18 protein-coding genes are annotated in these 20,611 nt (G+C 61.9%); 6 read left to right on the top strand and 12 right to left on the bottom strand.

Annotation, left to right across the window (positions count from 1 at the left end):
* The first annotated feature begins 281 nt into the window (after positions 1–281).
* Positions 282–1,508, top strand: coding sequence for an OprD family porin (locus tag ACYAS9_RS12950; protein WP_463568692.1), 1,227 nt, complete (start codon positions 282–284; stop codon positions 1,506–1,508).
* Between the two features lie 50 nt (positions 1,509–1,558).
* On the opposite strand, the gene ACYAS9_RS12945 is transcribed toward ACYAS9_RS12950, so the two are convergent.
* Entirely contained in the window at positions 1,559–2,461 is a 903-nt protein-coding gene (locus tag ACYAS9_RS12945) for a LysR family transcriptional regulator (protein ID WP_463568691.1), read from the bottom strand.
* Between the two features lie 222 nt (positions 2,462–2,683).
* On the opposite strand from ACYAS9_RS12945, the gene ACYAS9_RS12940 reads away from it, so the two are divergent.
* The 3 genes from ACYAS9_RS12940 to ACYAS9_RS12930 all read left to right on the top strand — a co-directional run bounded on the left by ACYAS9_RS12940 (position 2,684) and on the right by ACYAS9_RS12930 (position 6,347).
* A complete protein-coding gene (locus ACYAS9_RS12940; RefSeq protein WP_463568690.1) occupies positions 2,684–3,142 on the top strand; it encodes an Hsp20 family protein in 459 nt (152 codons plus the stop codon).
* Positions 3,143–3,289: 147 nt separating this feature from the next.
* Complete coding sequence (locus ACYAS9_RS12935; RefSeq protein WP_463568689.1) at positions 3,290–5,431, top strand: beta-glucosidase; 2,142 nt, start codon at positions 3,290–3,292, stop codon at positions 5,429–5,431.
* 16 nt (positions 5,432–5,447) lie between these two features.
* A complete protein-coding gene (locus ACYAS9_RS12930; protein WP_463568688.1) occupies positions 5,448–6,347 on the top strand; it encodes a carbohydrate kinase family protein in 900 nt (299 codons plus the stop codon).
* On the opposite strand, the gene codA is transcribed toward ACYAS9_RS12930, so the two are convergent.
* From codA to ACYAS9_RS12910, 4 genes are all read right to left on the bottom strand, one after another.
* Positions 6,344–7,588 carry a cytosine deaminase gene (gene codA / locus ACYAS9_RS12925; RefSeq protein ID WP_463568687.1) on the bottom strand — a complete coding sequence of 415 codons (1,245 nt, stop codon included), beginning with the start codon at positions 7,586–7,588 and terminating at the stop codon, positions 6,344–6,346. The two genes, ACYAS9_RS12930 and codA, sit on opposite strands and share 4 nt — an antisense overlap.
* Before the next feature lie 2 nt (positions 7,589–7,590).
* The gene (locus tag ACYAS9_RS12920; protein ID WP_463568686.1) at positions 7,591–8,820 is read right to left on the bottom strand and encodes a PucR family transcriptional regulator; all 1,230 of its coding nucleotides are present in this window, start codon (positions 8,818–8,820) and stop codon (positions 7,591–7,593) included.
* The gene (gene codB / locus ACYAS9_RS12915; protein ID WP_463568685.1) at positions 8,817–10,082 is read right to left on the bottom strand and encodes a cytosine permease; all 1,266 of its coding nucleotides are present in this window, start codon (positions 10,080–10,082) and stop codon (positions 8,817–8,819) included. The genes ACYAS9_RS12920 and codB overlap by 4 nt, the downstream gene beginning before the upstream one ends.
* Positions 10,083–10,289: 207 nt before the next feature.
* The gene (locus tag ACYAS9_RS12910) at positions 10,290–11,081 is read right to left on the bottom strand and encodes a GNAT family N-acetyltransferase (protein WP_463568684.1); all 792 of its coding nucleotides are present in this window, start codon (positions 11,079–11,081) and stop codon (positions 10,290–10,292) included.
* Between the two features lie 97 nt (positions 11,082–11,178).
* Between ACYAS9_RS12910 and ACYAS9_RS12905 the strand changes: the two genes are divergently transcribed.
* Positions 11,179–11,973, top strand: coding sequence for an NYN domain-containing protein (locus ACYAS9_RS12905; RefSeq protein ID WP_463568683.1), 795 nt, complete (start codon positions 11,179–11,181; stop codon positions 11,971–11,973).
* Positions 11,974–12,237: 264 nt separating this feature from the next.
* On the opposite strand, the gene ACYAS9_RS12900 is transcribed toward ACYAS9_RS12905, so the two are convergent.
* Complete coding sequence (locus tag ACYAS9_RS12900) at positions 12,238–12,819, bottom strand: flavodoxin (protein ID WP_463568682.1); 582 nt, start codon at positions 12,817–12,819, stop codon at positions 12,238–12,240.
* Positions 12,820–12,932: 113 nt separating this feature from the next.
* Positions 12,933–13,835, bottom strand: coding sequence for a LysR family transcriptional regulator (locus ACYAS9_RS12895; RefSeq protein WP_463568681.1), 903 nt, complete (start codon positions 13,833–13,835; stop codon positions 12,933–12,935).
* 130 nt (positions 13,836–13,965) lie between these two features.
* Here ACYAS9_RS12895 and ACYAS9_RS12890 point away from each other — a divergent pair, with 130 nt between their 5' ends.
* Positions 13,966–14,949 carry an aldo/keto reductase gene (locus ACYAS9_RS12890; RefSeq protein WP_463568680.1) on the top strand — a complete coding sequence of 328 codons (984 nt, stop codon included), beginning with the start codon at positions 13,966–13,968 and terminating at the stop codon, positions 14,947–14,949.
* Here ACYAS9_RS12890 and ACYAS9_RS12885 read toward each other — a convergent pair whose 3' ends face one another.
* Genes ACYAS9_RS12885 through ACYAS9_RS12865 form a run of 5 tightly spaced genes read right to left on the bottom strand, consistent with a single transcriptional unit; the run spans position 14,950 to position 20,576 of the window.
* Positions 14,950–15,918 (bottom strand): XdhC family protein, encoded by a 969-nt coding sequence (locus ACYAS9_RS12885; RefSeq protein WP_463568679.1) that lies wholly within the window; start codon positions 15,916–15,918, stop codon positions 14,950–14,952. It abuts the gene before it with no gap.
* Between the two features lie 24 nt (positions 15,919–15,942).
* Positions 15,943–18,153 carry a xanthine dehydrogenase family protein molybdopterin-binding subunit gene (locus ACYAS9_RS12880; protein WP_463568678.1) on the bottom strand — a complete coding sequence of 737 codons (2,211 nt, stop codon included), beginning with the start codon at positions 18,151–18,153 and terminating at the stop codon, positions 15,943–15,945.
* Positions 18,153–19,160 carry an FAD binding domain-containing protein gene (locus ACYAS9_RS12875; protein ID WP_463568677.1) on the bottom strand — a complete coding sequence of 336 codons (1,008 nt, stop codon included), beginning with the start codon at positions 19,158–19,160 and terminating at the stop codon, positions 18,153–18,155. The genes ACYAS9_RS12880 and ACYAS9_RS12875 overlap by 1 nt, the downstream gene beginning before the upstream one ends.
* A complete protein-coding gene (locus ACYAS9_RS12870; protein ID WP_463568676.1) occupies positions 19,160–19,813 on the bottom strand; it encodes a (2Fe-2S)-binding protein in 654 nt (217 codons plus the stop codon). Before ACYAS9_RS12870 ends, ACYAS9_RS12875 begins: the two co-directional genes overlap by 1 nt.
* A gap of 31 nt (positions 19,814–19,844) precedes the next feature.
* On the bottom strand, positions 19,845–20,576 hold the full coding sequence (locus ACYAS9_RS12865; RefSeq protein ID WP_463568675.1) for an NADPH-dependent F420 reductase: 732 nt from the start codon (positions 20,574–20,576) through the stop codon (positions 19,845–19,847).
* Positions 20,577–20,611: the final 35 nt, after the last annotated feature.

Below are 20,611 nucleotides of genomic sequence, written 5' to 3'. Positions count from 1 at the left end.
GGCAACGAGCGAGACAGTAGTTCAAACATCCTGCGCTCACAACGCTATGAAGAATTTCGATTGCCCTATGCGTCAAGTGATTAAACCGGCCTGTTGAAGATGAACTAATTGCATAGGGCAATGCACCCTTGTCATAAGATTGCGCGGCCGTTCACTGCCCGCTACTGTCCGCCGAGAAGCGCACTTCTCCAGCCCTCGCGCACCGATTTCAAAGGCCTCGTGCCCCTTCATCCGCACGCCTGTTTGCTGCCAATAACATAATATCCAGCCAAGGACTCTTTATGCGTGAACGTCTATCCAGCGCCTCGCTGGCGTGTGCCAGTGTATTGATTGTTGTTTGTCCGTCTGCCGAGTCTCAGGGCTTTATCGAAGACGCGCACGGCACGCTCAATATACGTAACTATTACTTCAACGATGATTACCGTGACGGTGGCAACGACCGTCGGGAATGGGCGCAGGGTTTATTGCTCAATCTGCGTTCGGGCTTTACTGAAGGCACAGTAGGTTTTGGCCTCGACGCCCTGGTGCTTGCAGGGTTCAAGCTTGACTCAAGCGCTGAACATGCGGGCACCGGCCTGTTGCCGGTGCATGATGACGGCCGCGCCGCCGATGACTTTTCCAGCGCCGGACTCACCGCCAAAATTCGTTGGGGCGATGCCTTGATCAAGACCGGCACGCTGCTGCCCAGGATTCCAGTGCTGGTCTACAACGATGGTCGCTTGCTGCCGCAGACCTTTCAGGGAACCCAGGTGGAATACACCGGCATCGACAAGCTGTACCTCAACGCCGGTCATCTGGACAAGCTCAAGGCGCGGAACTCGACCGACAGCGTGGATATTTTTCCTCAGGGCTACAGCGGCGCCCAAGGCACGGATTTCGACTTCGCCGGCGCCACTTACACCTTCAACAAGAACCTCAGCGCCAGCTATTACTACGGTGAAATGCGCGAGTTCTATCGCCAGCATTTTCTCGGCCTGGTGCACAGCCTGCCGATCGGCCCCGGCAAGTTGACCAGCGACTTGCGCTATTTCAACAGCCGCGACAGCGGAGCTGCACGCAACGGCGCAATCGATAGCGACATGTTCAGCGGCTTGTTCACCTATCGCCTGGGCGGCCATGCCGTAGGCCTGGGTTACCAGAAACTGTTTGGCGACACTGCCCTGCCCTATACCAGCGTCAGCACCGTCTACTCGTTCAGCAATGCCGGCGTCGGCAAATTCATCCAGGCCGGTGAACAGACCTGGATGTTGCGTTATGACTATGATTTTTCGGCGTTGGGCGTGCCGGGGCTGAGTTTCATGGCGCGCTATTACAAAGGTGATCATGGTGAATATCGCGGCACCGTGGCCCGCGAGCACGAGACCAATAGCAGCATCAAATATGTACTGCCGGATGGGGCGCTGAAAGGGCTGGGGGCCGAATACCGTTACGCCAATTCGCGCTCTACCTACGCCAGCGACCGGGACAACAACCGGCTGTATCTGACGTACACCGTCAACCTCTGGTAAGCCGCCCGGCCAGGGAATGGCCTTGGATCATTCCCTGGCCGCCATGCCGGCTAACCGCGACTCATCGACTCCAGCAGGCGCTGCCTGAGCAACTCGGCAAATGCGCTGGCCACCCGTGATCGCGGCACATCGTTACGCCAGGCAAGGCCAAAGGCGTAAGGCAGCACGGGCCTGAACGGGCGCCGCTCGATGGGCAGATAAGAAAAATCACTGGCCAGCAGGCCATTGATGATCGAAACCCCGATCCCCTCCGCCACCAATGCACACGCACCGCTGACCGCATGCACCTCTACCCGCACGTTCGGGGTGATATGAGCCGCTCGAAATACCTGGTCCAGCTCGTTGCGCAGGTTGCGCTGCCGCCCCAACAGCACCAGCGGTGTATCGCGCAAATCTTCGGGTGTAATGACCTCTTTGTCGCACAGCGCATGACCACGCGGCATCACGCAGACGCCCTCGGTTTCAAGCACGGGAATGATGTCGAAATCCTGCTGTTCGGTGGGCAGGCGTACAAAGGCAAAGTCTGCAGAACGGTCCAGCACCGCCCGCTCCAGAGCGTCGTAAGAGCCTGTCAGCAACTCGACAACCGTGTCCTCACGGTCGCGCAGGAACTCGGCAATGATCCTGGGCAACAGGTGCTGCGCCATGCTGGTCGGCACCGCGACGCGCAACAGACTGCGCGCCGAACGCCCCAGTCGCAGCTCTCCGGCCAGGCGCTCGACACGCTGCATGTTGTCGACCAGCGTATCGACCTCATGCAGCAACTCCTCGGCCTCGGGCGTCGCCGTCAGACGCCCCTTGCGCCGCAGAAACAAGGCAAACCCCAAGGCCTCTTCAAACTGGCTGAGCAAACGACTGACCGCCGATTGCGACAGCCCCATCCGGGTCGCGGCGCCAATGGTCGAGCCGGTGGCCATGATGGCCTTGAACGCTTCTAGCTGCTTGAGGTTCATGCTGGTTTCCAACGCGCTTGCAGGTTCTGGATCGAGCGGCAAGTTTCCTTATCGGACGTTACTGCGTCCAGCATTACTGCTCTATCGGCATTAGCCCAAGCCCTGAAAAAAATTTTCACACGCGCTCTTGAAACCTGTTTTCTCGATCCTAAATACGGGATTACGTGATGCCGAAAACGGGTCACGTCTTGAATCACTTGGAGAACCTCAGGAGATTTCGCAATGGCTACTACTCTTTCGCTGGCCCCACTGTTCCGTCAGTCCGTTGGCTTCGATCGCTTCAACGATCTGTTCGAGTCGACGCTGCGCAGCGAGACCGGGAATGCCTATCCGCCTCATAACGTCGAAAAGCACGGTGACAACCAGTACCGAATCGTGATCGCTGCCGCCGGTTTGACCGAGCAGGACATGGACATTCAGGTCGAGAAAGGCGTGCTGACCGTTTCCGGTGGCAAGCGTGAATCCGAAAAAGCAGTCACCTACCTGCACCAGGGCATTGCCCAGCGTGCATTCCGGTTGTCGTTCCGTCTGGCCGATCACATCGAAGTCCAGGGCGCATCGCTGACCAACGGCTTGCTGAGCATTGACCTGCTGCGCGTGGTGCCCGAAGAAGCCAAGCCGCGGCGTATCGAGATCGGTGGCTCATCGAAGCCCGATCCTGAAACCGTCAGCTTGCAGTAACGGGTCATCAGCAAACGTGCAATAAGCACAAGAGGCGCTCTACGGAGCGCCTTTTCTTTTCTACAGACTTTCAATCCCTGCCCAAAGTCTTGGAACCCACACGCCAGACGCCACTCAGAAATTGACTACCCGCTACTGGTGACCGCAATGAGTGACGTCAATACCCGCGACAGCCTTCTGCACGACATCCCGCCAACACCTGACGAGCGCGCCCGCGAGCTGGTGGCGCAGATGACTCAGGACGAGAAGTTTTCCTGGATCTCCGGGCCGATGGCGATACCGGTGATGGGCACCGACAAGCCCGAGGGTGCCTTGGGTTCCGCCGCGTTTTACCCGGCCATTCCTCGCCTGGGAATCCCGGCCATGCAGCAGTCCGACGCCAGTCTGGGCGTCGGCAACCTGGGCAATGTCAGGCCGGGCGATCACGCCACCGCCCTGCCCAGCTCCTTGCTGCTCGGGGCCACGTTCAATCCCGAGCTGGCCTATGAGTCCGGCGCACTGGTGGGCCGCGAAGCGCGGCAGAAAGGCTTCAATGTGCAGCTGGCGGGCGGTGCCAACCTGATTCGCGAGCCGCGTGGCGGGCGCAACTTCGAGTACATCTCGGAAGACCCGCTGCTGACCGGCGTGCTGGCTGGCAATTCCGTGGCGGGCATCCAGTCGCAAAAAGTCGTTTCGACCGTCAAACATTTTGTGGCCAATGCCCAGGAAACCGGCAGGGTCATGGTCAGCTCGACCATGAGCGAAGCCACGCTGCATGAGTCGGACTTGCTGGCCTTTCAGATCGCTATCGAAACCGGCCAGCCCGGCTCGGTCATGCCGGGCTACAACCTGATCAATGGCGACTATGCCTGCGAGAACGCTTACCTGCTCAACACCGTGCTCAAAGGCCAATGGGCTTACCCAGGCTGGGTGATGTCTGATTGGGGCGCGACCCATTCCACCGTCAAGGCCGTGCTGGCCGGGCTGGATGTGCAGTCGGGCGCCAATCTGGATGACGCACATTATTTCGGTGAAGCGCTGCGCCAGGCGGTGGCCAGCGGACAGGTTTCGCAAGCGCGTATCGATGACATGGTCACCCGTATCCTGCGCAGCCTGATTGCGGTCGGCGCGCTGGATGACTCCACGGCGCCGGCATTTCCTGTCGACTACAGCCTGCACAAGCTGATCGCCCAGCGGCAGGCCGAGCAAGGCATCGTGCTGCTCAAGAATGCCGGCCAGGCATTGCCGCTGCCGCAGCGGGCGCAGCGCTTGCTGGTGATTGGCGCGCATGCCGATCATGGCGTGCTGTGCGGCGGCGGGTCATCGTCGGTCACGCCGGTGGGCAGCGTGTCGCTGCCGGGCCTGGACATGATGGGCGTACAGGTCAACAAGGTGTATCAGCCCTCTTCGCTGGTGCAGGCCATCAAGGAAGAAAGCGGCGCGCAACAGGTCGATTTTCTTGACGGCACAGACGTTGAGCGGGCCGTTGCCCAGGCGCGGATCTCGACGGCGGTCATCATCGTTGCCCAGGAATGGCGCTCCGAGGGGCTGGACGCTGAAGGCCTGGGCCTTCCAGACGGGCAGGACGCCTTGATCGAGGCGCTCAGCCAGGCCAATAGCAACACCATCGTCGTGCTGCAAAGCGGCGGCCCGGTGCTGATGCCCTGGCTCGATACCGTTGCCGGCGTGCTGGCCGCCTGGTATCCGGGTTCCGGTGGCGCACCGGCCATCGCCGGCGTGTTGTTCGGTCGGGTCAACCCGTCAGGCCGCTTGCCGCTCACCTTCCCGGCCAGCGAAGCACAGCTGCCGCGCCCGGAGCAGATCGACCCGCAGACCACGACCTCCAATCCCGGCATGCCACGCAAGGGCAAGATCATCCCGATCGACTACGACATCGAAGGCTCGGACGTCGGCTATCGCTGGTATGCGCGTGAAGGCCTTGAACCGTTGTTCCCGTTCGGTTTCGGGCTGTCCTATACCCGCTTTGAAACCCGCGACGCCTACATTACGTCCGGTACGCATTATCAGGTGTCCGCCACCGTGAAAAATACCGGCGAGCACGCCGGCGCGAAGGTGCTGCAGGTTTATGTGGCCAAAGCCGGTGAAGACGGCTTTGCCAAGCGCCTGGCCGGTTTTCAGAAAGTCTTTCTGCTGGCCGGTGAACAGGCCTTGGTGGATGTGCTGCTGGAATCGCGGATTCTGGCGCGCTATCAGGATGGACGCCTGGTCATCGCGCCTGGAGACTATACGGTCTGGGTGGCCAGTGACGCTTCAGACGAAACCCTGGCGCTGAGCCTTCAAATCGCATGAACCAAGGAAATTGAAAATGGACTTGCCAAGCGTCGCCGTATTTGGCGAAGCACTGACCGACATCGTGCAAAGCGAACCGGGGCATTGGCGCAGTTACCCTGGCGGCGCGCCGTGGAATGTGGCGCGTGCCTTGAGCCGGCTGGGGGTGAGCAGCGCCTTCGCCGGCGCGATCAGCACTGACTCTTTAGGCGATGAAATTGCCCGGCAGTCGCACGTTGCCGGGCTCGACATGCGCTTTCTCCAGCGAGTGGACGCCGATCCACTGGTTGCGGTCGTGCCATCCAGTCGACCGCCCCGCTATTTCTTCGCCGGCGAGGCCGATCTGCATTTTGATGCCGAAAAACTGCCTGACGGCTGGCTGGAAGCCGCGCAAATCTGCCATTTCAGTTGTATCAGCCTGGCGCGCCAGCCGCTGGCAACGCGGCTTGTGCAAGTGGCCCAGACGGCAAAGCGCGCGGGCAAGCACATCAGTTACGACCCTAACTGGCGCAACCTGATGGACGATGACTTTCGGCAACAGACCTTCCCGACGATGGTGCAACTGGCCGATACGCTCAAATTATCGGATGAGGACCTCAAGCATTTGTATCCGGGGCTTGATGAACGTCAGGCGCTGGCCGCGCTGCGGCTGCTGAATCCCGCTGCCGACATTCTCTTTACCCGAGGCGAACGTGGCCTGGTGCTGTATGCCGGTGACGAGGTCTATGAACAAGCGGCCATTGCGGTCGAGGTCGGCGATACCGTCGGTGCGGGTGACGCGAGCATGGCCGGCTGGCTGGCCTCGGGCCTGCTCGGCATCGATGCGCCACGGCAGCGGCTGAAATTCGCCGCTGCCTGCGCGTCGGTCGCCTGCACACGCGCTGGGGCTTATGCGCCGGCGCTTGCCGAAGTGCAGAACCTGCTGGCCAGCGCTTAACCGGTCATGCGCTCGACCCGCGCCGGGCTGCGCTGCATGATCACTTTGCCCGCGCGGATCGACATCAACACCTGGCCCTGGCTGCGGATCATCTCGTAGTCGTCCGCGGCGGAAAGGATCAGCAGGTTGGCCGGGCGACCGACCTCCAGCCCGTAGCGTTCACCCAGGTGCAAGGTGCGGGCGCTGTTGTCGGTGATCAGGTCCAGGCAGCGCTGCAGGTCTTCATAACCGAGCATGTGGCAGATGTGCAGCCCCGCCTCGAGGATGCGCAGAATGTTGCCGTTACCCAATGGATACCAAGGGTCGACGATGGAATCCTGGCCAAAGCAGATGTTCATGCCGGCGCGGTCGATTTCGGCGACTCGGGTCAGCCCGCGACGCTTGGGGTAACCGTCATAACGCCCTTGCAAGTGGATGCTTTCGGTCGGGCAGGAAATGAAGTTGATCCGCGACTGTTTGAGCAGGCGGAACAGCTTGTAGCAATAGGCGTTGTCGTAAGAACCCATGGCCACGGTATGGCTGGCAGTGACCCGCTCGCCCATGTCGCGCGCCCTCGCCTCCTCGGCCAGCACTTCAAGAAAGCGCGACTGCGGATCGTCGGTTTCATCGCAATGCACATCCACCAGGCAGCCGGTGCGCTCGGCCAGGTCCATCAGGAATTTCACTGACGATTCGCCCTGCGCCCGGGTGTTTTCAAAGTGTGGAATACCGCCCACCACATCGGCGCCCAGCGCCACCGCCTCGGTCATCAAGGCCCGGCCATTGTTGAACGACTCGATGCCTTCCTGAGGAAACGCGACGATTTGCAGGTCGATCAGGTGGCGGGTTTCGTCGCGGACTTCAAGCATCGACCTGAGCGCCGCCAGGCTGGGGTCGGTGACATCGACGTGGGTGCGCACATGCTGAATGCCGTGATCGACCAGCATGTCGATGGTCTTGCGCGCGCGCACCTTGGTGTCTTCATGGGTCACCAGTGCCTTGCGCTCGGCCCAGCGTTCGATGCCCTCGAACAGCGTGCCGCTCATGTTCCAGCTGGGTTCTCCGGCCGTCAGCGTGGCGTCCAGATGAATGTGTGGCTCGACAAAGGGCGCCGTCACCAGGTTCTGTCCGGCGTCCAGATCAGCCGCATTGAGTGCTTTGATCACGTCTGCCTGAGCGACGATGGCCTTGATCTTTCCAGCGTCGAGCTCCAGACGATACAGGCCGGTCTTGCCGCGCAGGCGGGCATTGATGATGTTCATGGTCATTCCTTGCTATTGGGCACTTTATGGATTGGGGTCATGCGCCAAACCAGCAGCGCCACCGAGGCGTTCATGCGAAACAGCGGGTCATCGAGCGACTGTCCGCTCTGTTGTTCGATGCGCTGGATGCGTTGGTTAAGGGTATTGCGATGGATCGCCAGGCGCATGGCGGCCTTGAGGGCGTTGCCGTTTTCCTGAAGCAGCGCATCAAGGGTTTCGATCAGGGCAAACGGCTGCTTGCGCGACGGCTCGATCAGCGTGCCGAGGGTCTGCTTGACGAAGTGATCGATCAGCGAGCGGTCTTCGATGCCTTGCAGCAGGCGCAGCACGCCCAGTTCACTGAAGTCGCAGAAACCACTGGCCGGGTGCAGGTTTTCCGCCACGTCCAGCGCCTGACGCGCCTCGTTCAGCGCCTTGCGATAGTGGCCGCACTCCTCGACCCGACTGGCCAGCCCCATGAACAGGGTCATGTCGCCGGTCAACGAGGTGAGCGCCTGGTAAAGACTCAGCAGGTCGGCCCGCAGGCTGTCGCTGTCCGGCAGCAACAGGATGAACAGATCACCCTGCACGATCACCGGCAGCGGCGCGGGCAAATCACGGTTCCAGGCTTCCAGATGGTCCTGCAATGCCTGGCGCACGTGCTGCAACATCTGCTCGGCCAAGGCCGGCGCATGGCGCTCGAACAGCACGCTGACCGACGACAGCCGCAGCGCCAGCAGACGACGCGGGCCGTCGACCGGCAGGTTCGCATGCTCGGCACGCTGGCGGGCAATGACCAGGCTGGGGTAATCACCGGTCAGCAACTGGCTGAGAATGTCGTGCTGCGAGCGCCGGGCCTGGGCCATATGCACCAGCGCCGTGCCGATCGCATGGGTGACGATGATCATCTTCAGCAGGTACGGCTGCTCGATCAGCGGCAGACCCAGCATGTCTGCGCGCTCGATCACGGCCTTGGGAATGCGCTGGATGAACGTGCCGCCGGTGAGAATCACCAACCCGGCAATGCCGCTTGCCACGCCGTCCTCGACCAGGCTCAGCAGGTTCGCCTCATCGCGGGCGTGGTTGATGCCGGTGACGAACACCAGTTCGCCGCCCATCACCCACTCGGCGATGCCCTCGTTTTCAGCCACGTACGGCCAGCGCACGCTGCGGTGCAACTGCGCGGCGCCGGCACGCACCGCCAGCTCTTCAAGCCCTGGCAGCTTGAGGATTTCAGCGACGGTCAGGCTCATTGCTCGCCCTGCACCTGACCCAGCGCCGCGCGACGGCCACTCAATTGCAGCAGGCCGATGTAGCAGACCGCAGCCACCGCGATGCCGACCAGCGGTGCAACCCAGGGCGAGCAGTACGCCACCAGCGCGCCGACCGCATAGGAAAACAGCCCGATGAGGTTGTAGCGCGGCAATGTGGTATTGGCCAGCAGCGGGTACTGGCCGCGATGTCGATACCAGAAATCCGCCATGATCACCCCGCCCACCGGCGGAATGATCGAGCCCAGCAACACCAGAAAAGGAATCAGCATCTCGTACATGCCGCCAATCGCCAGTAGCACGCCGACGCCCGCCGACACCAGGGTCATGGTCCGCCTGCGCTCGCTGCGCAGCAGGTGACAGGCGGCGGCCGAGACGTTGTAGATGGTCGGCCCCTGAATCGTCCACAGGTTCAGGCACAGCATGACCACCGCTGCGAACGACAAGCCCTGCAGGATCATCACCTCGACGATATCGGCCTGCTGATAAACGATGGCGCACCAGGCACCGGCCACCACCATCAAGCCGTTGCCCAGCAAAAAACTGACGACACTGGCGATGATCGCCACCCGCCCGGTGCGCGACAGGCGCGTCCAGTTGGTGGCCTGGGTCGCACCGCTGGCGAAGGTGCCGAAGACCATGGTCACGGCGGCGGAAAAGGTCATGGTTTCATGCGGGATAACCGCTGCCAGGCCTGCGAAGCCGCCGATATCGCGGGTGGCGATGACCATCGAGATAACCAGCAACACGAACATCAACGGCACCGAAATCCGCGACAGCACATCCAGGCCTTTGAAGCCGACAATGGCAGTGATGCAGAAACCGAAGCCGAACAGAATCATCAGCGGCATCGTCAGGCCTTCGCTCAGGCCGAGGATCTTCACCAGCACAATCGCCACGGTCGCCGTGCCCCAGGCGTACCAGCCCAGTTCGGCGAAGCCAAGCAGAAAGTCCGAAAGCCGGCTGCCCGCCTCGCCAAAACAGAAACGCCCCATCAGCACGGTGTTCAAACCGCTGCGTGAGGCGATGAACGCCAGCGCAGCCGCATACAACGCCAGCAGGCTGTTGCCGATGGCCGCGATCCACAGCATGTCGACGAACGAAAACGCCATGCCCAGCTTGCCACCGGCAAACATGGTGCCGGTGAAGAACGTGAAACTGAACAGCACCATGGAAATGGGCAACAGCCCCTTGCGGGCAGACTGCGGGGCCTCGGTTAACGGAAAATCACCGGATGAACTCATGTATGTCTCCTGCTGGGGTGCGAGGTGGATAAAAAAGCGCACGACAACAAGAGCAATTAACAGGCCCGTTCCTGGCAGGTTTAAAACGCCGTTAAAACGGGGCGCAGGTGATATTCAGCGGTGTTCACATTGCACAGTCATGGCGAACAAAGCCTGGAATAACTGTGCGTAACGCACTTTATTCAGGCATGGGTGCACCAGATGGGTTCAGTGACTCAACAAGCGATACAGCGCTTGGGCATGGGAGATTTTCAACCCGGCACGTTGCAGATTGCGCCGGCTTTGCGAGTTGGCTAACGCGGTGGCTGCAACCGCGCGACACCCCCGTTTTCTGGCTTGCTCGATTCGATGCGCAATCAACGCCCCGTGATAACCACGGCCACGATCCGCTTTACGGGTAACTGCCGTGCCCAGATAAGCAATACCGTTACTGGCCAGGAACATCACGGCGCCGGCAACCACTTCACCCGCTTCCTTGATTACATAGATCTTCAATGAATCACCCGCCGCCGCACCTGAAAACGACGCCTGATTCAGTGCCCGCTGTGCAGGTTTGGTATGAAAGCCACCGGCATGAATTCCGGCAAATGCATCCAGCGTCTGTGGCGTGGCTTCTTCAATGTCGAAGGTTTGCGGGCTGATCACCGTATGTTCAATCGCGCAGGCCAACTGCAAATGCGTCCATCCCTTTAAACGCTCAAGCTCACAGCCCGCGATGGCTACGAGTGGTTCAAGCGTCGAGGGAGAACCGATCAGAGGCGTGACGCTCGTGTTTTGCTTGAGCAGATCCAGCGTGGGCTGAAAGTCCGCCGAATGATCACCGTAGATGCGGTTGAGCATCGGACTGGGCGACGCTGCAACTTGAAAGCACGGCAGGTCACCATTCAAAAACACGTGTGCGCCATAAGGATTGCCTTCCAGACGCAATAGGTTATTCACCCGCGCCCGCAAGTACTCGCGCTCGGCGGCTTCAATCGCAAGGGCTGATTCGATATCCATGTGAAGTGTCGTTTTCCTGAAAGATCTGCGTGTGCCAGAACAATACGCCTGTCCTTGATTAACAGGTATGGTGACGTTTTTAACTCAAGGAAGATCCATGGCCATTCACACTTCCAGCAACGCGCAAAAGCACCTTGCCGTCTTGATCGACGCCGACAACGCGCCGGCTGCCATTGTCGAAGGACTGTTTGAAGAAATCGCCAAGTACGGCGTCGCCAGCGTCAAGCGCATCTATGGCGACTGGACCGGGCCGCAGTTGGGTGGCTGGAAAAAAGTCCTGCTCGACCACTCGATTCAACCTATCCAGCAATTCGCCTACACCAAAGGCAAGAACGCCACCGACAGCTCGTTGATCATTGATGCGATGGATTTGCTCTATACGCGGCGCTTCGATGGTTTCTGCCTGGTTTCCAGCGACAGCGACTTTACACGTCTTGCCTCTCGATTGCGTGAGGAAGGCTTGACCGTGTATGGCTTTGGCGAGGAGAAAACGCCCAAACCGTTTGTGGCGGCATGCGACAAGTTCATCTATATCGAACTGCTTCGCGAAGAAGTTGCAGCGCCAGCCAATGGCGATGTCCAGCCAGATTTACCGGCGGCTACAGGCGCGGCCAGGCCGCCGGCTGTAGAACCTGCCAAAAAGCCAAAGGCTCCGGTGGGTTTTATCGCCAAGATCATGGACGACATTGCCGACGAAGATGGCTGGGCGCACCTCGGTGCATTAGGGGCGAACATTACCAAGCTGAGACCGGACTTCGACCCGCGCACGCATGGCTACAAGAAGCTCAGTGACTTGATCAAAGGCTATCCGCAGGCGTTTGAGCTTCAGGCCAGAGGGACATCGGGCGGAACGGCGGTGATGTATGCGCGGCACAGGCAGTTGGGTAAGTGATCATCGGAGTACCGCCCACAGCAGAGCTGCCTCCCAAGGACGGTGTCCACTCATGGCCATGAGGCTTGAATGGCCGTGAGATCGCTGGCGTCTGAACATCAGTCATCGCCAGCAGAGCTGCCTCCCACAGACCAAGCGTCGATCACTCATTCAACGCCAGGCACAAACCTGTGGGAGGCAGCTCTGCTGGCGATGAGGCCGGTGCAGGCAAAGCTCCCACAACATGGCGTTAACCACCCATTCACAGCGCATGATGCCAGCGCTCTAAACCTTCAGCCCCGTCAACCAGCCATTCACCGTCTCCATCGTTCTCCTCTCCTGCGGCCCTTCCATCACAAAGCCTTTCACAACCCTGGCACCCGGTGCGTGTCGGGCGATGACTTCAAGGCTGTTACCCAGCCCGTAACCACCGTGCGTCACAAACGGCACGATGGTTTTCCCCGACAGGTCATGGGCCGATAAAAACGAGCGGATCACCGGTGGCGCCGTGGTTCCCCAGACCGGAAAGCCGAGAAACACCACTTCATGCTTGTCGATGCCGGGCACCGTATCTGCCAGCGCAGGCTTGAAGCCATCGGCGGTTTCGCGGCGGGCTTGCTCGACCGTTTGCAGATAGTCCTCGGGATACGCCGTCGCCGGCCTTATCTCGAACAGGTCGGCGTATTGCGCGCGCTGGATCAGGCCGGCCACGACGCGGGTATTGCCGGTGCGCGAAAAGTACGCGACCAGGGCTTTGGCCCCGGATAGGCGCGAGCCAGGCGCGTCAGCGCTGGCGTCGGTGGCCAGCAGTGGCAGGCTGGCAATGGCCGCGATGACCTGGCGGCGGACCGGATCGTGTTCAGCCATGCCGTTAACTCCCTGCTATCGATCAGTGATGAATGGCAGAGGCTAGTTTTATAAGGGCGACTCAACAATCGGCAAACGGCTTTATAGCCCCGTGAGTAAAACTCACCAATCGTTCATTCCTGCCGCCGCGCCCAGTCGCGCACCGCCTCGGCGAACATGCGCAAGGCCATGGGCGGGTGTCGATTGGCCGGGTAGTAAAGGCAGGCGCCAGGGTAACAAGGTCCCCATTCAGGCAGCAGGTGCACCAGGCGTCCGGCCTGCAAGTGGTCGGCGACCTGATGTTCGGGAACCCAGGCGATGCCGATACCGGCCAGAGCGGCTTCGGTCATCAGGTTGATGTTGTCCAGGGTCATGGGACCGTCAACGTCGATGCTGGCTGAGCGGCCTTCATGGTCCAGGTCCCAGCGAAACAGCGTGCCGCTGGCAAAGCGAAAGCGAATGCACCGATGCGCCTTGAGGTCGTGGGGCGTTTGTGGCGCCGGGTGCCGGCTCAGGTAGTCCGGCGAAGCCACGGCGGCAAAGCGCACATCGGGCCCGAAGCGGACGGCGATCATGTCGCGCGGCACGTCGTCATACAGCCGGATACCGGCATCGAAACCGTCGGCGACGATGTCGATCAGGCGGCTGTCGGTCACGCATTCGATGTGGATCTGCGGGTTTTCCTGCAAGAACGGTGGCATGACATGGCGCAGCAACAGCTTGAACGACGACTCCGACGCGCTCAGCCGGATCGACCCGGAAGGCGTATTGCGCGCCGAGGTCACGTCATTGACCGCACATTCCAGGTCGCCCAGCAGGGGTTGTACCCGCAGAAACAGTTGCTCGCCCGCCTCTGTCAGCGCGACCGAGCGGGTGGTGCGATTGAACAGGCGCAGCTCCAGGCGCGCTTCAAGCCCGCGCATCGAGTGGCTGAGTGCCGAAGGCGAAACCCCTAGCGCTCTGGCGGCGCCGCTGAAGCTGCGTTGCTCGGCGATCGCGACAAAAGCGGTCAATTCTGGAAGGCCAGCGCGGATCATTAGTGAATTAACCTCAAGTACCCATGAAACGGTGTGCCGATTGTTGAGCCGGACACAGGAATTTAGAGTGTACCTATCGACTTAAGCATCGACTACACCATCGACCACATCATTGCGAAGGAGACAACACATGCAAAAACGTCAGCTGGGTAAAAGCGGTTTGCACGTATCTGCCCTCGGTCTTGGCTGCATGGGCCTGAGTTTCGGCTATGGACCGGCACAGGAACACAAGGCGGCGGTCGCGCTGATTCGGGATGCCTTCGACAAGGGCGTGACGTTCTTCGACAGCGCCGAGGCGTACGGGCCGTATACCAACGAACAATTGCTGGGCGAAGCTTTGGCTCCGATGCGTGATCAGGTAGTGATCGCCACCAAGTTCGGCTTCAGAAATGGCGTACCGGGTGACGGCCTGGACAGTCGCCCGGAAACCATCAAGGCGGTGGTCGAAGCCTCGTTGAAGCGCCTGAAGACGGACCGTATCGAACTGCTTTATCAGCACCGTCTCGACCCGCAAGTGCCGATCGAGGACGTGGCCGGTGCCGTGAAGCAACTGGTCGAGGACGGTAAAGTGCTGCATTTCGGCATGTCCGAAGCCGGCGTCGATGCCATTCGCCGGGCGCATGCGGTGCTGCCGGTCGCGGCGCTGCAAAGTGAGTACTCGCTGTGGTGGCGCGAGCCTGAAGAGCAGATCCTGCCGGTGCTGGAAGAACTGGGCATCGGTTTTGTGCCGTTCAGCCCGCTGGGCAAAGGCTTTTTGACCGGCGCGATCGATGAGCGCACGCAGTTTGCCGATAACGATTTCCGCAAGGTGGTGCCGCGTTTCACCGAAGAGAACCGCAAGGCCAATGCACGGCTGGTCGAGGTGCTGGGCGACATTGCCGCCGGTAAAGGCGCCACGCGCGCGCAGGTCGCCCTGGCCTGGTTGCTGGCGCAAAAGCCCTGGATTGTGCCGATTCCCGGAACGACCAGGCTGCACCGGCTGGAGGAAAACATGGGCGCCGCCAGGCTTGAGCTGCATGACACCGATCTGGCGGCAATCGCCACGGCGCTGGAGCAGATCAAGGTAGTCGGCGACCGGTATCCGGCGCATTTGCAGAAGAACGTCAATCGCTGATCACAAGGTTTCAAGGGCGATACCGTTGGACACCCGGAGGATATCGGCCATGACCGCCAAGGCGATTTCCGCCGGGGTCTTGCTGCCCAAGTTCAGGCCTATCGGTGCGTGGATTCTGTGCAGCGTGGCGTCGTCGAGCCCGCCGATCCGCGCCAGGCGCTCCAGGCGTTTGCTGCTGGTGCGTCGCGAGCCCATCGCACCGATGTAAAAAGCCTGCGTACGGACGGCCTCAAGCAAGGTGAGGTCGTCCAGCCGAGGGTCATGGGTCAGCGCGACCACCGCTGTGGCGGCATGGCAGCCACCATTGGCGATATAGACCGCCGGCAGCACCTCAAGCACCTCGACACCCGGCAGGGCAAAGCCTGCAATCACCTCGGTGCGCGGGTCGCAGACGATCACTTCATAGCCCAGCGCCACGGCAAAACCTGCACAGAACTCGGCCACCGGCGAAAGCCCGGCCAACAGCAAGCGCTGCACGGCGCCCATGCGAATGGTCACCTGCTCCAGGCCCACCTCGACACGCGCTGAATTCATGCAGCCGGGCACGATTCTGCGATGTGGCGTGCCCAGCAGCACCGTGCGAGCGATCAGGTCGGCGCCTGCGAAAGCCGCTTCAATCATCTGCAGGTGTGCGTCGCTGTCCGGGCCGGGGGCCAGATATTCCACCAGCACATCGAGCCCGCCACCGCAGGGCAGCGCCCGTGTTGGCGGCAGCCCGCCTTCGCCGTAGCGCACCACCTGGCTGACCGGGCTGAACAGGCGGTCGGCCACCCGTTGCAGAAAATCCTCTTCGACACAGCCGCCCGACAGTGAGCCGCAGTGCTCGCCGCTGCCCAGGCACGCCAGCATTGCCCCCGGCCCGCGGGGTGCCGAGCCAAAGGTGGCCAGCACCGTGCACAGCCACACCGGCTGGTCCTGCGCGATCCAGGCGCGGGCCTGTTGAATGACGTGAAGGTCAAGCGGTTGCATGGCATCTACTCCTCAACAGCCGTCTCAAACCGTCATCAACTTTTCCTTGGTGATCGGCAAGCTGCGAATACGTTTGCCGGTGGCGTGATACACCGCATTGGCAACCGCCGCCGCCAGGCCGGTCACGCCGATTTCGCCGATTCCGCGCGCACCGAATTCACTGAGGTTGTAGTCCGGGTAATCGAGCAGAGTGACTTCGATGTCAGGCAGGTCGGCGTGCACCGGCACCACGTATTCCGCGTAGTTGTTATTGACCGGCAGGCCGCTGCGCGGGTCGTGCTCCGAGTCCTCGAACAGCGCCATGCCCAGCCCCATGATGATTGCCCCTTCGACCTGGTTGCGCGCCGCCAGCGGGTTGACCACCTTGCCGACATCGATGGCGCTGACCACCCGCGCCACCCGCAGCCGGGAAATACCCGGGTCCCAGCGCACCTCGACAAAATGCACGCCGAACGAGCGATAAGAGAAGTCGCCGCCTTTGACGCCGCTCTGAAAATACCCCTCGGCGCGGGATAGCCGTTGATGGCGCAACACATCGGCAAAACCGACACGCCGCTCACCGCTGATCAGTTGCCCGTCTGCAACCGTGAGGCTGTCGGCCTCGCTGCCGGCCAGCAGCCCGCCGTTCATGACCGCGTATTGGCGCAGCTTGCCGAGCGCGGCGCGGGTCGCGCCGGCCACGGCAGGCAGAATACTGGCCGTGGCCCAGGAACCCCCGGCCAGCGCGCCCGGCGGAAAAGTCGAGCTGCCCAGTTGCACTTCAATCCGCTCGAACGGCAAGCCGGTCAGTTGTGCGACCGTTTGCGCCGCCACCGTGTAAGTCCCGGTGCCGATGTCCTGCTGGCCGCATTGCACCAGCGCGCTGCCGTCGGCGCGCAGAATCACCCGCGCGTCGGTCGGCACCTGATACGCCTCCCAGTTGCAGGCGCCCATGCCATAGCCGATCAGTTCATCCCCGTCGCGCATGCTGGCCACTGCCGGATTGCGCGTGTGCCAGCCAAAGCGCTCGGCGGCAATGTCGATGGCTTCGGGCAGATGATTACTCGACCACTCAAGGTTCAGGCTTTCGTCGCGGGTGGCCAGGTTCAGCTTGCGCAACGCCAAGGGGTCAATACCGCGCAACAACGCCAGTTCGTCGATGGCCGACTCCAGCGCGAACAGGCCGGGCGCCGCGCCCGGCGCCCGCATCGAGGTGGGCGTGCCGCGATTGAGCGGGCTGTTCTTGTGGTTCACCAGCACATTGGCGCACGAATACAGGCTGCGCGTGACGCCGCCGCAGGCTTCGGTGTAGGCATCGGTGGTCGAGGTGCTGTTGAACGACTCGTGACGAATCGACACCAGCTTGCCCTCGCCGTCGGTGGCCAGGCGAATACGCTGCAAGGTTTCCGGACGGTGGCCGGCGGTGGTGAACATTTGCGCGCGCGGCAGCATCAGTTGCACCGGGCGCTTCACCACCCTGGCGGCGGCGCAGGCGGCAATCGAGTGGGGCCACGGCCACAGCTTGCTGCCAAACCCGGAGCCGATAAACGGTGCATGCACTTCAACCTGGTCTTCAGGCAGATCGAAGACGTTGGCCAGCACATTGCGGTGGTTGACCACGCCTTGGGTGCCTTCGTAGACAAACAGCTTGCCGTCGCGCCAGTAGGCGGTGGTGGCGTGCATTTCCATCGGGCTGTGGGTTTCCACCGGCGTGGTGTAGGTCTGATCGAGACGGGTACTTGCTGTTTGCCATCCGGCATCGGGGTCACCGCGTTTGTGCCCTCGCCCGCCTTCACGCGCACCTTTTTGCCGCAAGGCGTCAGCCAGGCGGGTGATGGGCCGGGTTGGCGCATAGTCGACCTTGACCTTGAGGGCCGCCGCGCGGGCCTGCTCGAAGGTGTCGGCCACCACCAGCGCCACGAACTGCCCGGGATACGCGACCTGGTCATCTTCAAAGGGCAAGCGGCGCTCGTCGACCTTGGCCGCGCTGAGCATCTCCTTGAAGCTCAGGGCCACATCCGGGGTGCGGTGCAACGCCGGAAAGTTACCGTGGTGCAACACCGCCGCGACGCCGGGCATGCCGCGCGCGATCTTGTCGTCGATGGCGATGATACGGCCGCTGGCGATGGTGCTGTAGACGCCATAGGCATAGGCCATGTCCGGCAACGGGTGATCGGCCGCATAGCGGGCAGCGCCGGTGACCTTGAGCCGGCCGTCGATCCGCTTGTAGGGTGTGCCGATAATGGACTGGCTCATCAGCTGCGCTCCTGTTTTTTCATCGGGACGGTCAGATCGCGAAGGTTGCGCGTCACCACCTGCTGGCCGAGCGGAATCTTGAAGCCGTTGTGCTCGTAAGCCTTGGCGCCTTGCATGGCGCGCTCGCCAATCCGGGTGAACAGCGCCATATCGACCGTTTGCCCGATCAGTGCGCGCTCGGCGTCCAGGGCTCGCCACGGTTTGGTGCCGACGCCGCCCAGGGCAATCCGCGCCTCACGAATACGTTGGCCGTCCAGCACCACAATGATCGCGCTGGACGCCAGGGCAAATTGATACGAAGTTCGGTCGCGCAGTTTCAGGTAGGCCGAACGGTTGTTGGCCAGCGGCGCATCGAGGGTGATGTGAGTGATGAGTTCGTGCGGCTCAAGCGCATGCTCCAGCCACGGCGTATTGCCCGGCAGCCGGTGAAAATCGGCAAACGGTATCTCGCGCACACCGTTCGGCCCTTGCACCGTGACCAGCGCGCCGATGGCGGCGATGGCCATGCACATGTCCGAAGGATGGGTGGCGATGCAGTGTTCACTGGTGCCGAGCACCGCATGCACGCTGCGGTTCAGGCCGCCGACCGCCGCGCAGCCCGAGCCCGGCTGGCGTTTGTTGCACGGCGAAATACCGTCGCGAAAATAATTGCAGCGCACCCGCTGCATCACGTTTCCGGCAGTGGTGGCCTTGTTGCGCAGTTGTGTCGAGGCGCCGGCCAGCAACGCTTGCGACAACACGGCATAGCGCTCGCGAATCAGCGGGTGGCTGGCCAGCGCGGTATTGCTCACCAGGGCGCCGATGCGCACACGGCCATCGGCCAGGGGCTCAATCTGTTTGAGCGCCAGCCGGTTGATATCGACCAGGCGGTCGGGCTGCATGATATCCAGCTTGACCAGATCAAGCAGCGTCGTGCCGCCGGCCAGATAGAACGGCAAACCCGGTGCCGCATGGCTGGCGATGGCCTGGGCCGGCGATTGCGCGCGGGCATAATCGAATGTTTGCATCAGACCGCCCTCGGCATCTTGCCGCGCGCCGACTGGATCGCCGCGAGGATGTTCTTGTAGGCGCCACAGCGGCAGATATTGCCGCTCATGGCCTCTTTGACGCTGGCATCGTCGGTGCCAAGGTTGGGGTCGTTGAGAATCGCCACGGCGCTCATGATCTGCCCCGAAGTGCAGTAGCCGCATTGATAGGCATCGTGATCCCAGAACGCTTCCTGCACCGGGTGCAAGTCGTCGCCCTGAGCCAGGCCCTCGATGGTGGTGATGCTGTCGCCGTCGTGCTGCAAGGCGATCGACAGGCACGAGTTGATTGCCACGCCATTGACCAACAGGGTGCAGGCGCCACACTGGCCGTGGTCGCAGCCCTTCTTGGTGCCGGTCAATTGCAGCCGGTCACGCAAGACATCCAGCAAAATCGCATTGGCCGGCACATTCAGAGCATGCAACTGGCCATTGACCGTCAGTTTGATGCGCTGCTCACCGGCCTTGGGCGCGTCCTTGTCATCGATGACCGCAGCAGGCACCGCCGCGCCCACGGCGTCCGGAATCCAGGTCGAGACCGTCGCGGCGGCGATGCCCGAGACGCCAAATTTGAGAAAGTTGCGACGTGAAGGTGCTGCCCCCTCATGAGGGTCGGTTTTTTTGCTGTCGGTCATCAGGTTTCACCTTTAACGGGCGCCGCCACGGCTACAGATCGAGCAGGCGGCGCAGTTGTGCTTCAGAAGTATTGGCCCGGAATCCCGGCCCGCCGCGCTCGAAACTGACCGTCTGGGCCAGTGTGCCGACCACGACCGGCGCGCAGCCGGCGTCGCGCACCAGCTGCGCAACCACCTGCAAAGCGTCCTGGTCGTCGCTGGCAATCGGTACGCCCAGCGTGGCGCCGGAGCCTGCGAATGACGCCTCGACCGCCGTTGCATCCACGGCGCTGAAGGCGCGTACCACGTGGGCACCGGCCAGGTATCTGGCGGTGGTCACCGCCGCACCGTTGGCCCGCGCCTCCAGCACCAGCGCGGTGGTGCTGGAGGCGGAAGGGTTGCAGGCATCCAGCACGATCTTGCCGCGCATGAACGTCCCAAGGTTTTGCGCCAGTTCTGGAATGGCTTCGTAGGGCACCGCGATCAGCAGAATGTCGCCGAACCCGGCAGCCTGTTGCGGCGTGCCGAACGAGGCCTGCGGGCCCAGCGGCTTGACCCACGACTCCAGCTCTTCAGGGTGCCGGGTCGAAAACAGCACCTCATGCCCGGCCTTGACCCAGCAACGGCCAACGGTGCCGCCCAGCCAGCCGGCGCCGATCACGCCAATGCGCAGGGGTTTGTTCACCAGGCTGCTGCCAGAACCGCCTGAAGCGGCAAAGCCAAGAACGGGCATCGCCGCCAGCGCGCTCATGGCGACTAACACGGTGCGTCGGGTCGGGGTCATGCGGGTTCTCCTTGCGACATGAAGCTGCCAAGACT

This window comes from Pseudomonas sp. HP_08, from assembly GCF_055284095.1.
This window is presented reverse-complemented; position numbering and strand designations above follow the sequence as displayed.

Coding starts and splice junctions, on each gene's coding strand:
- ACYAS9_RS12950 (WP_463568692.1), top strand. CDS start 282: ATGCGTGAACGTCTATCCAGCGCCTCGCTGGCGTGTGCCAGTGTATTG.
- ACYAS9_RS12945 (WP_463568691.1), bottom strand. CDS start 2,461: ATGAACCTCAAGCAGCTAGAAGCGTTCAAGGCCATCATGGCCACCGGC.
- ACYAS9_RS12940 (WP_463568690.1), top strand. CDS start 2,684: ATGGCTACTACTCTTTCGCTGGCCCCACTGTTCCGTCAGTCCGTTGGC.
- ACYAS9_RS12935 (WP_463568689.1), top strand. CDS start 3,290: ATGAGTGACGTCAATACCCGCGACAGCCTTCTGCACGACATCCCGCCA.
- ACYAS9_RS12930 (WP_463568688.1), top strand. CDS start 5,448: ATGGACTTGCCAAGCGTCGCCGTATTTGGCGAAGCACTGACCGACATC.
- codA (WP_463568687.1), bottom strand. CDS start 7,588: ATGAACATCATCAATGCCCGCCTGCGCGGCAAGACCGGCCTGTATCGT.
- ACYAS9_RS12920 (WP_463568686.1), bottom strand. CDS start 8,820: ATGAGCCTGACCGTCGCTGAAATCCTCAAGCTGCCAGGGCTTGAAGAG.
- codB (WP_463568685.1), bottom strand. CDS start 10,082: ATGAGTTCATCCGGTGATTTTCCGTTAACCGAGGCCCCGCAGTCTGCC.
- ACYAS9_RS12910 (WP_463568684.1), bottom strand. CDS start 11,081: ATGGATATCGAATCAGCCCTTGCGATTGAAGCCGCCGAGCGCGAGTAC.
- ACYAS9_RS12905 (WP_463568683.1), top strand. CDS start 11,179: ATGGCCATTCACACTTCCAGCAACGCGCAAAAGCACCTTGCCGTCTTG.
- ACYAS9_RS12900 (WP_463568682.1), bottom strand. CDS start 12,819: ATGGCTGAACACGATCCGGTCCGCCGCCAGGTCATCGCGGCCATTGCC.
- ACYAS9_RS12895 (WP_463568681.1), bottom strand. CDS start 13,835: ATGATCCGCGCTGGCCTTCCAGAATTGACCGCTTTTGTCGCGATCGCC.
- ACYAS9_RS12890 (WP_463568680.1), top strand. CDS start 13,966: ATGCAAAAACGTCAGCTGGGTAAAAGCGGTTTGCACGTATCTGCCCTC.
- ACYAS9_RS12885 (WP_463568679.1), bottom strand. CDS start 15,918: ATGCAACCGCTTGACCTTCACGTCATTCAACAGGCCCGCGCCTGGATC.
- ACYAS9_RS12880 (WP_463568678.1), bottom strand. CDS start 18,153: ATGAGCCAGTCCATTATCGGCACACCCTACAAGCGGATCGACGGCCGG.
- ACYAS9_RS12875 (WP_463568677.1), bottom strand. CDS start 19,160: ATGCAAACATTCGATTATGCCCGCGCGCAATCGCCGGCCCAGGCCATC.
- ACYAS9_RS12870 (WP_463568676.1), bottom strand. CDS start 19,813: ATGACCGACAGCAAAAAAACCGACCCTCATGAGGGGGCAGCACCTTCA.
- ACYAS9_RS12865 (WP_463568675.1), bottom strand. CDS start 20,576: ATGACCCCGACCCGACGCACCGTGTTAGTCGCCATGAGCGCGCTGGCG.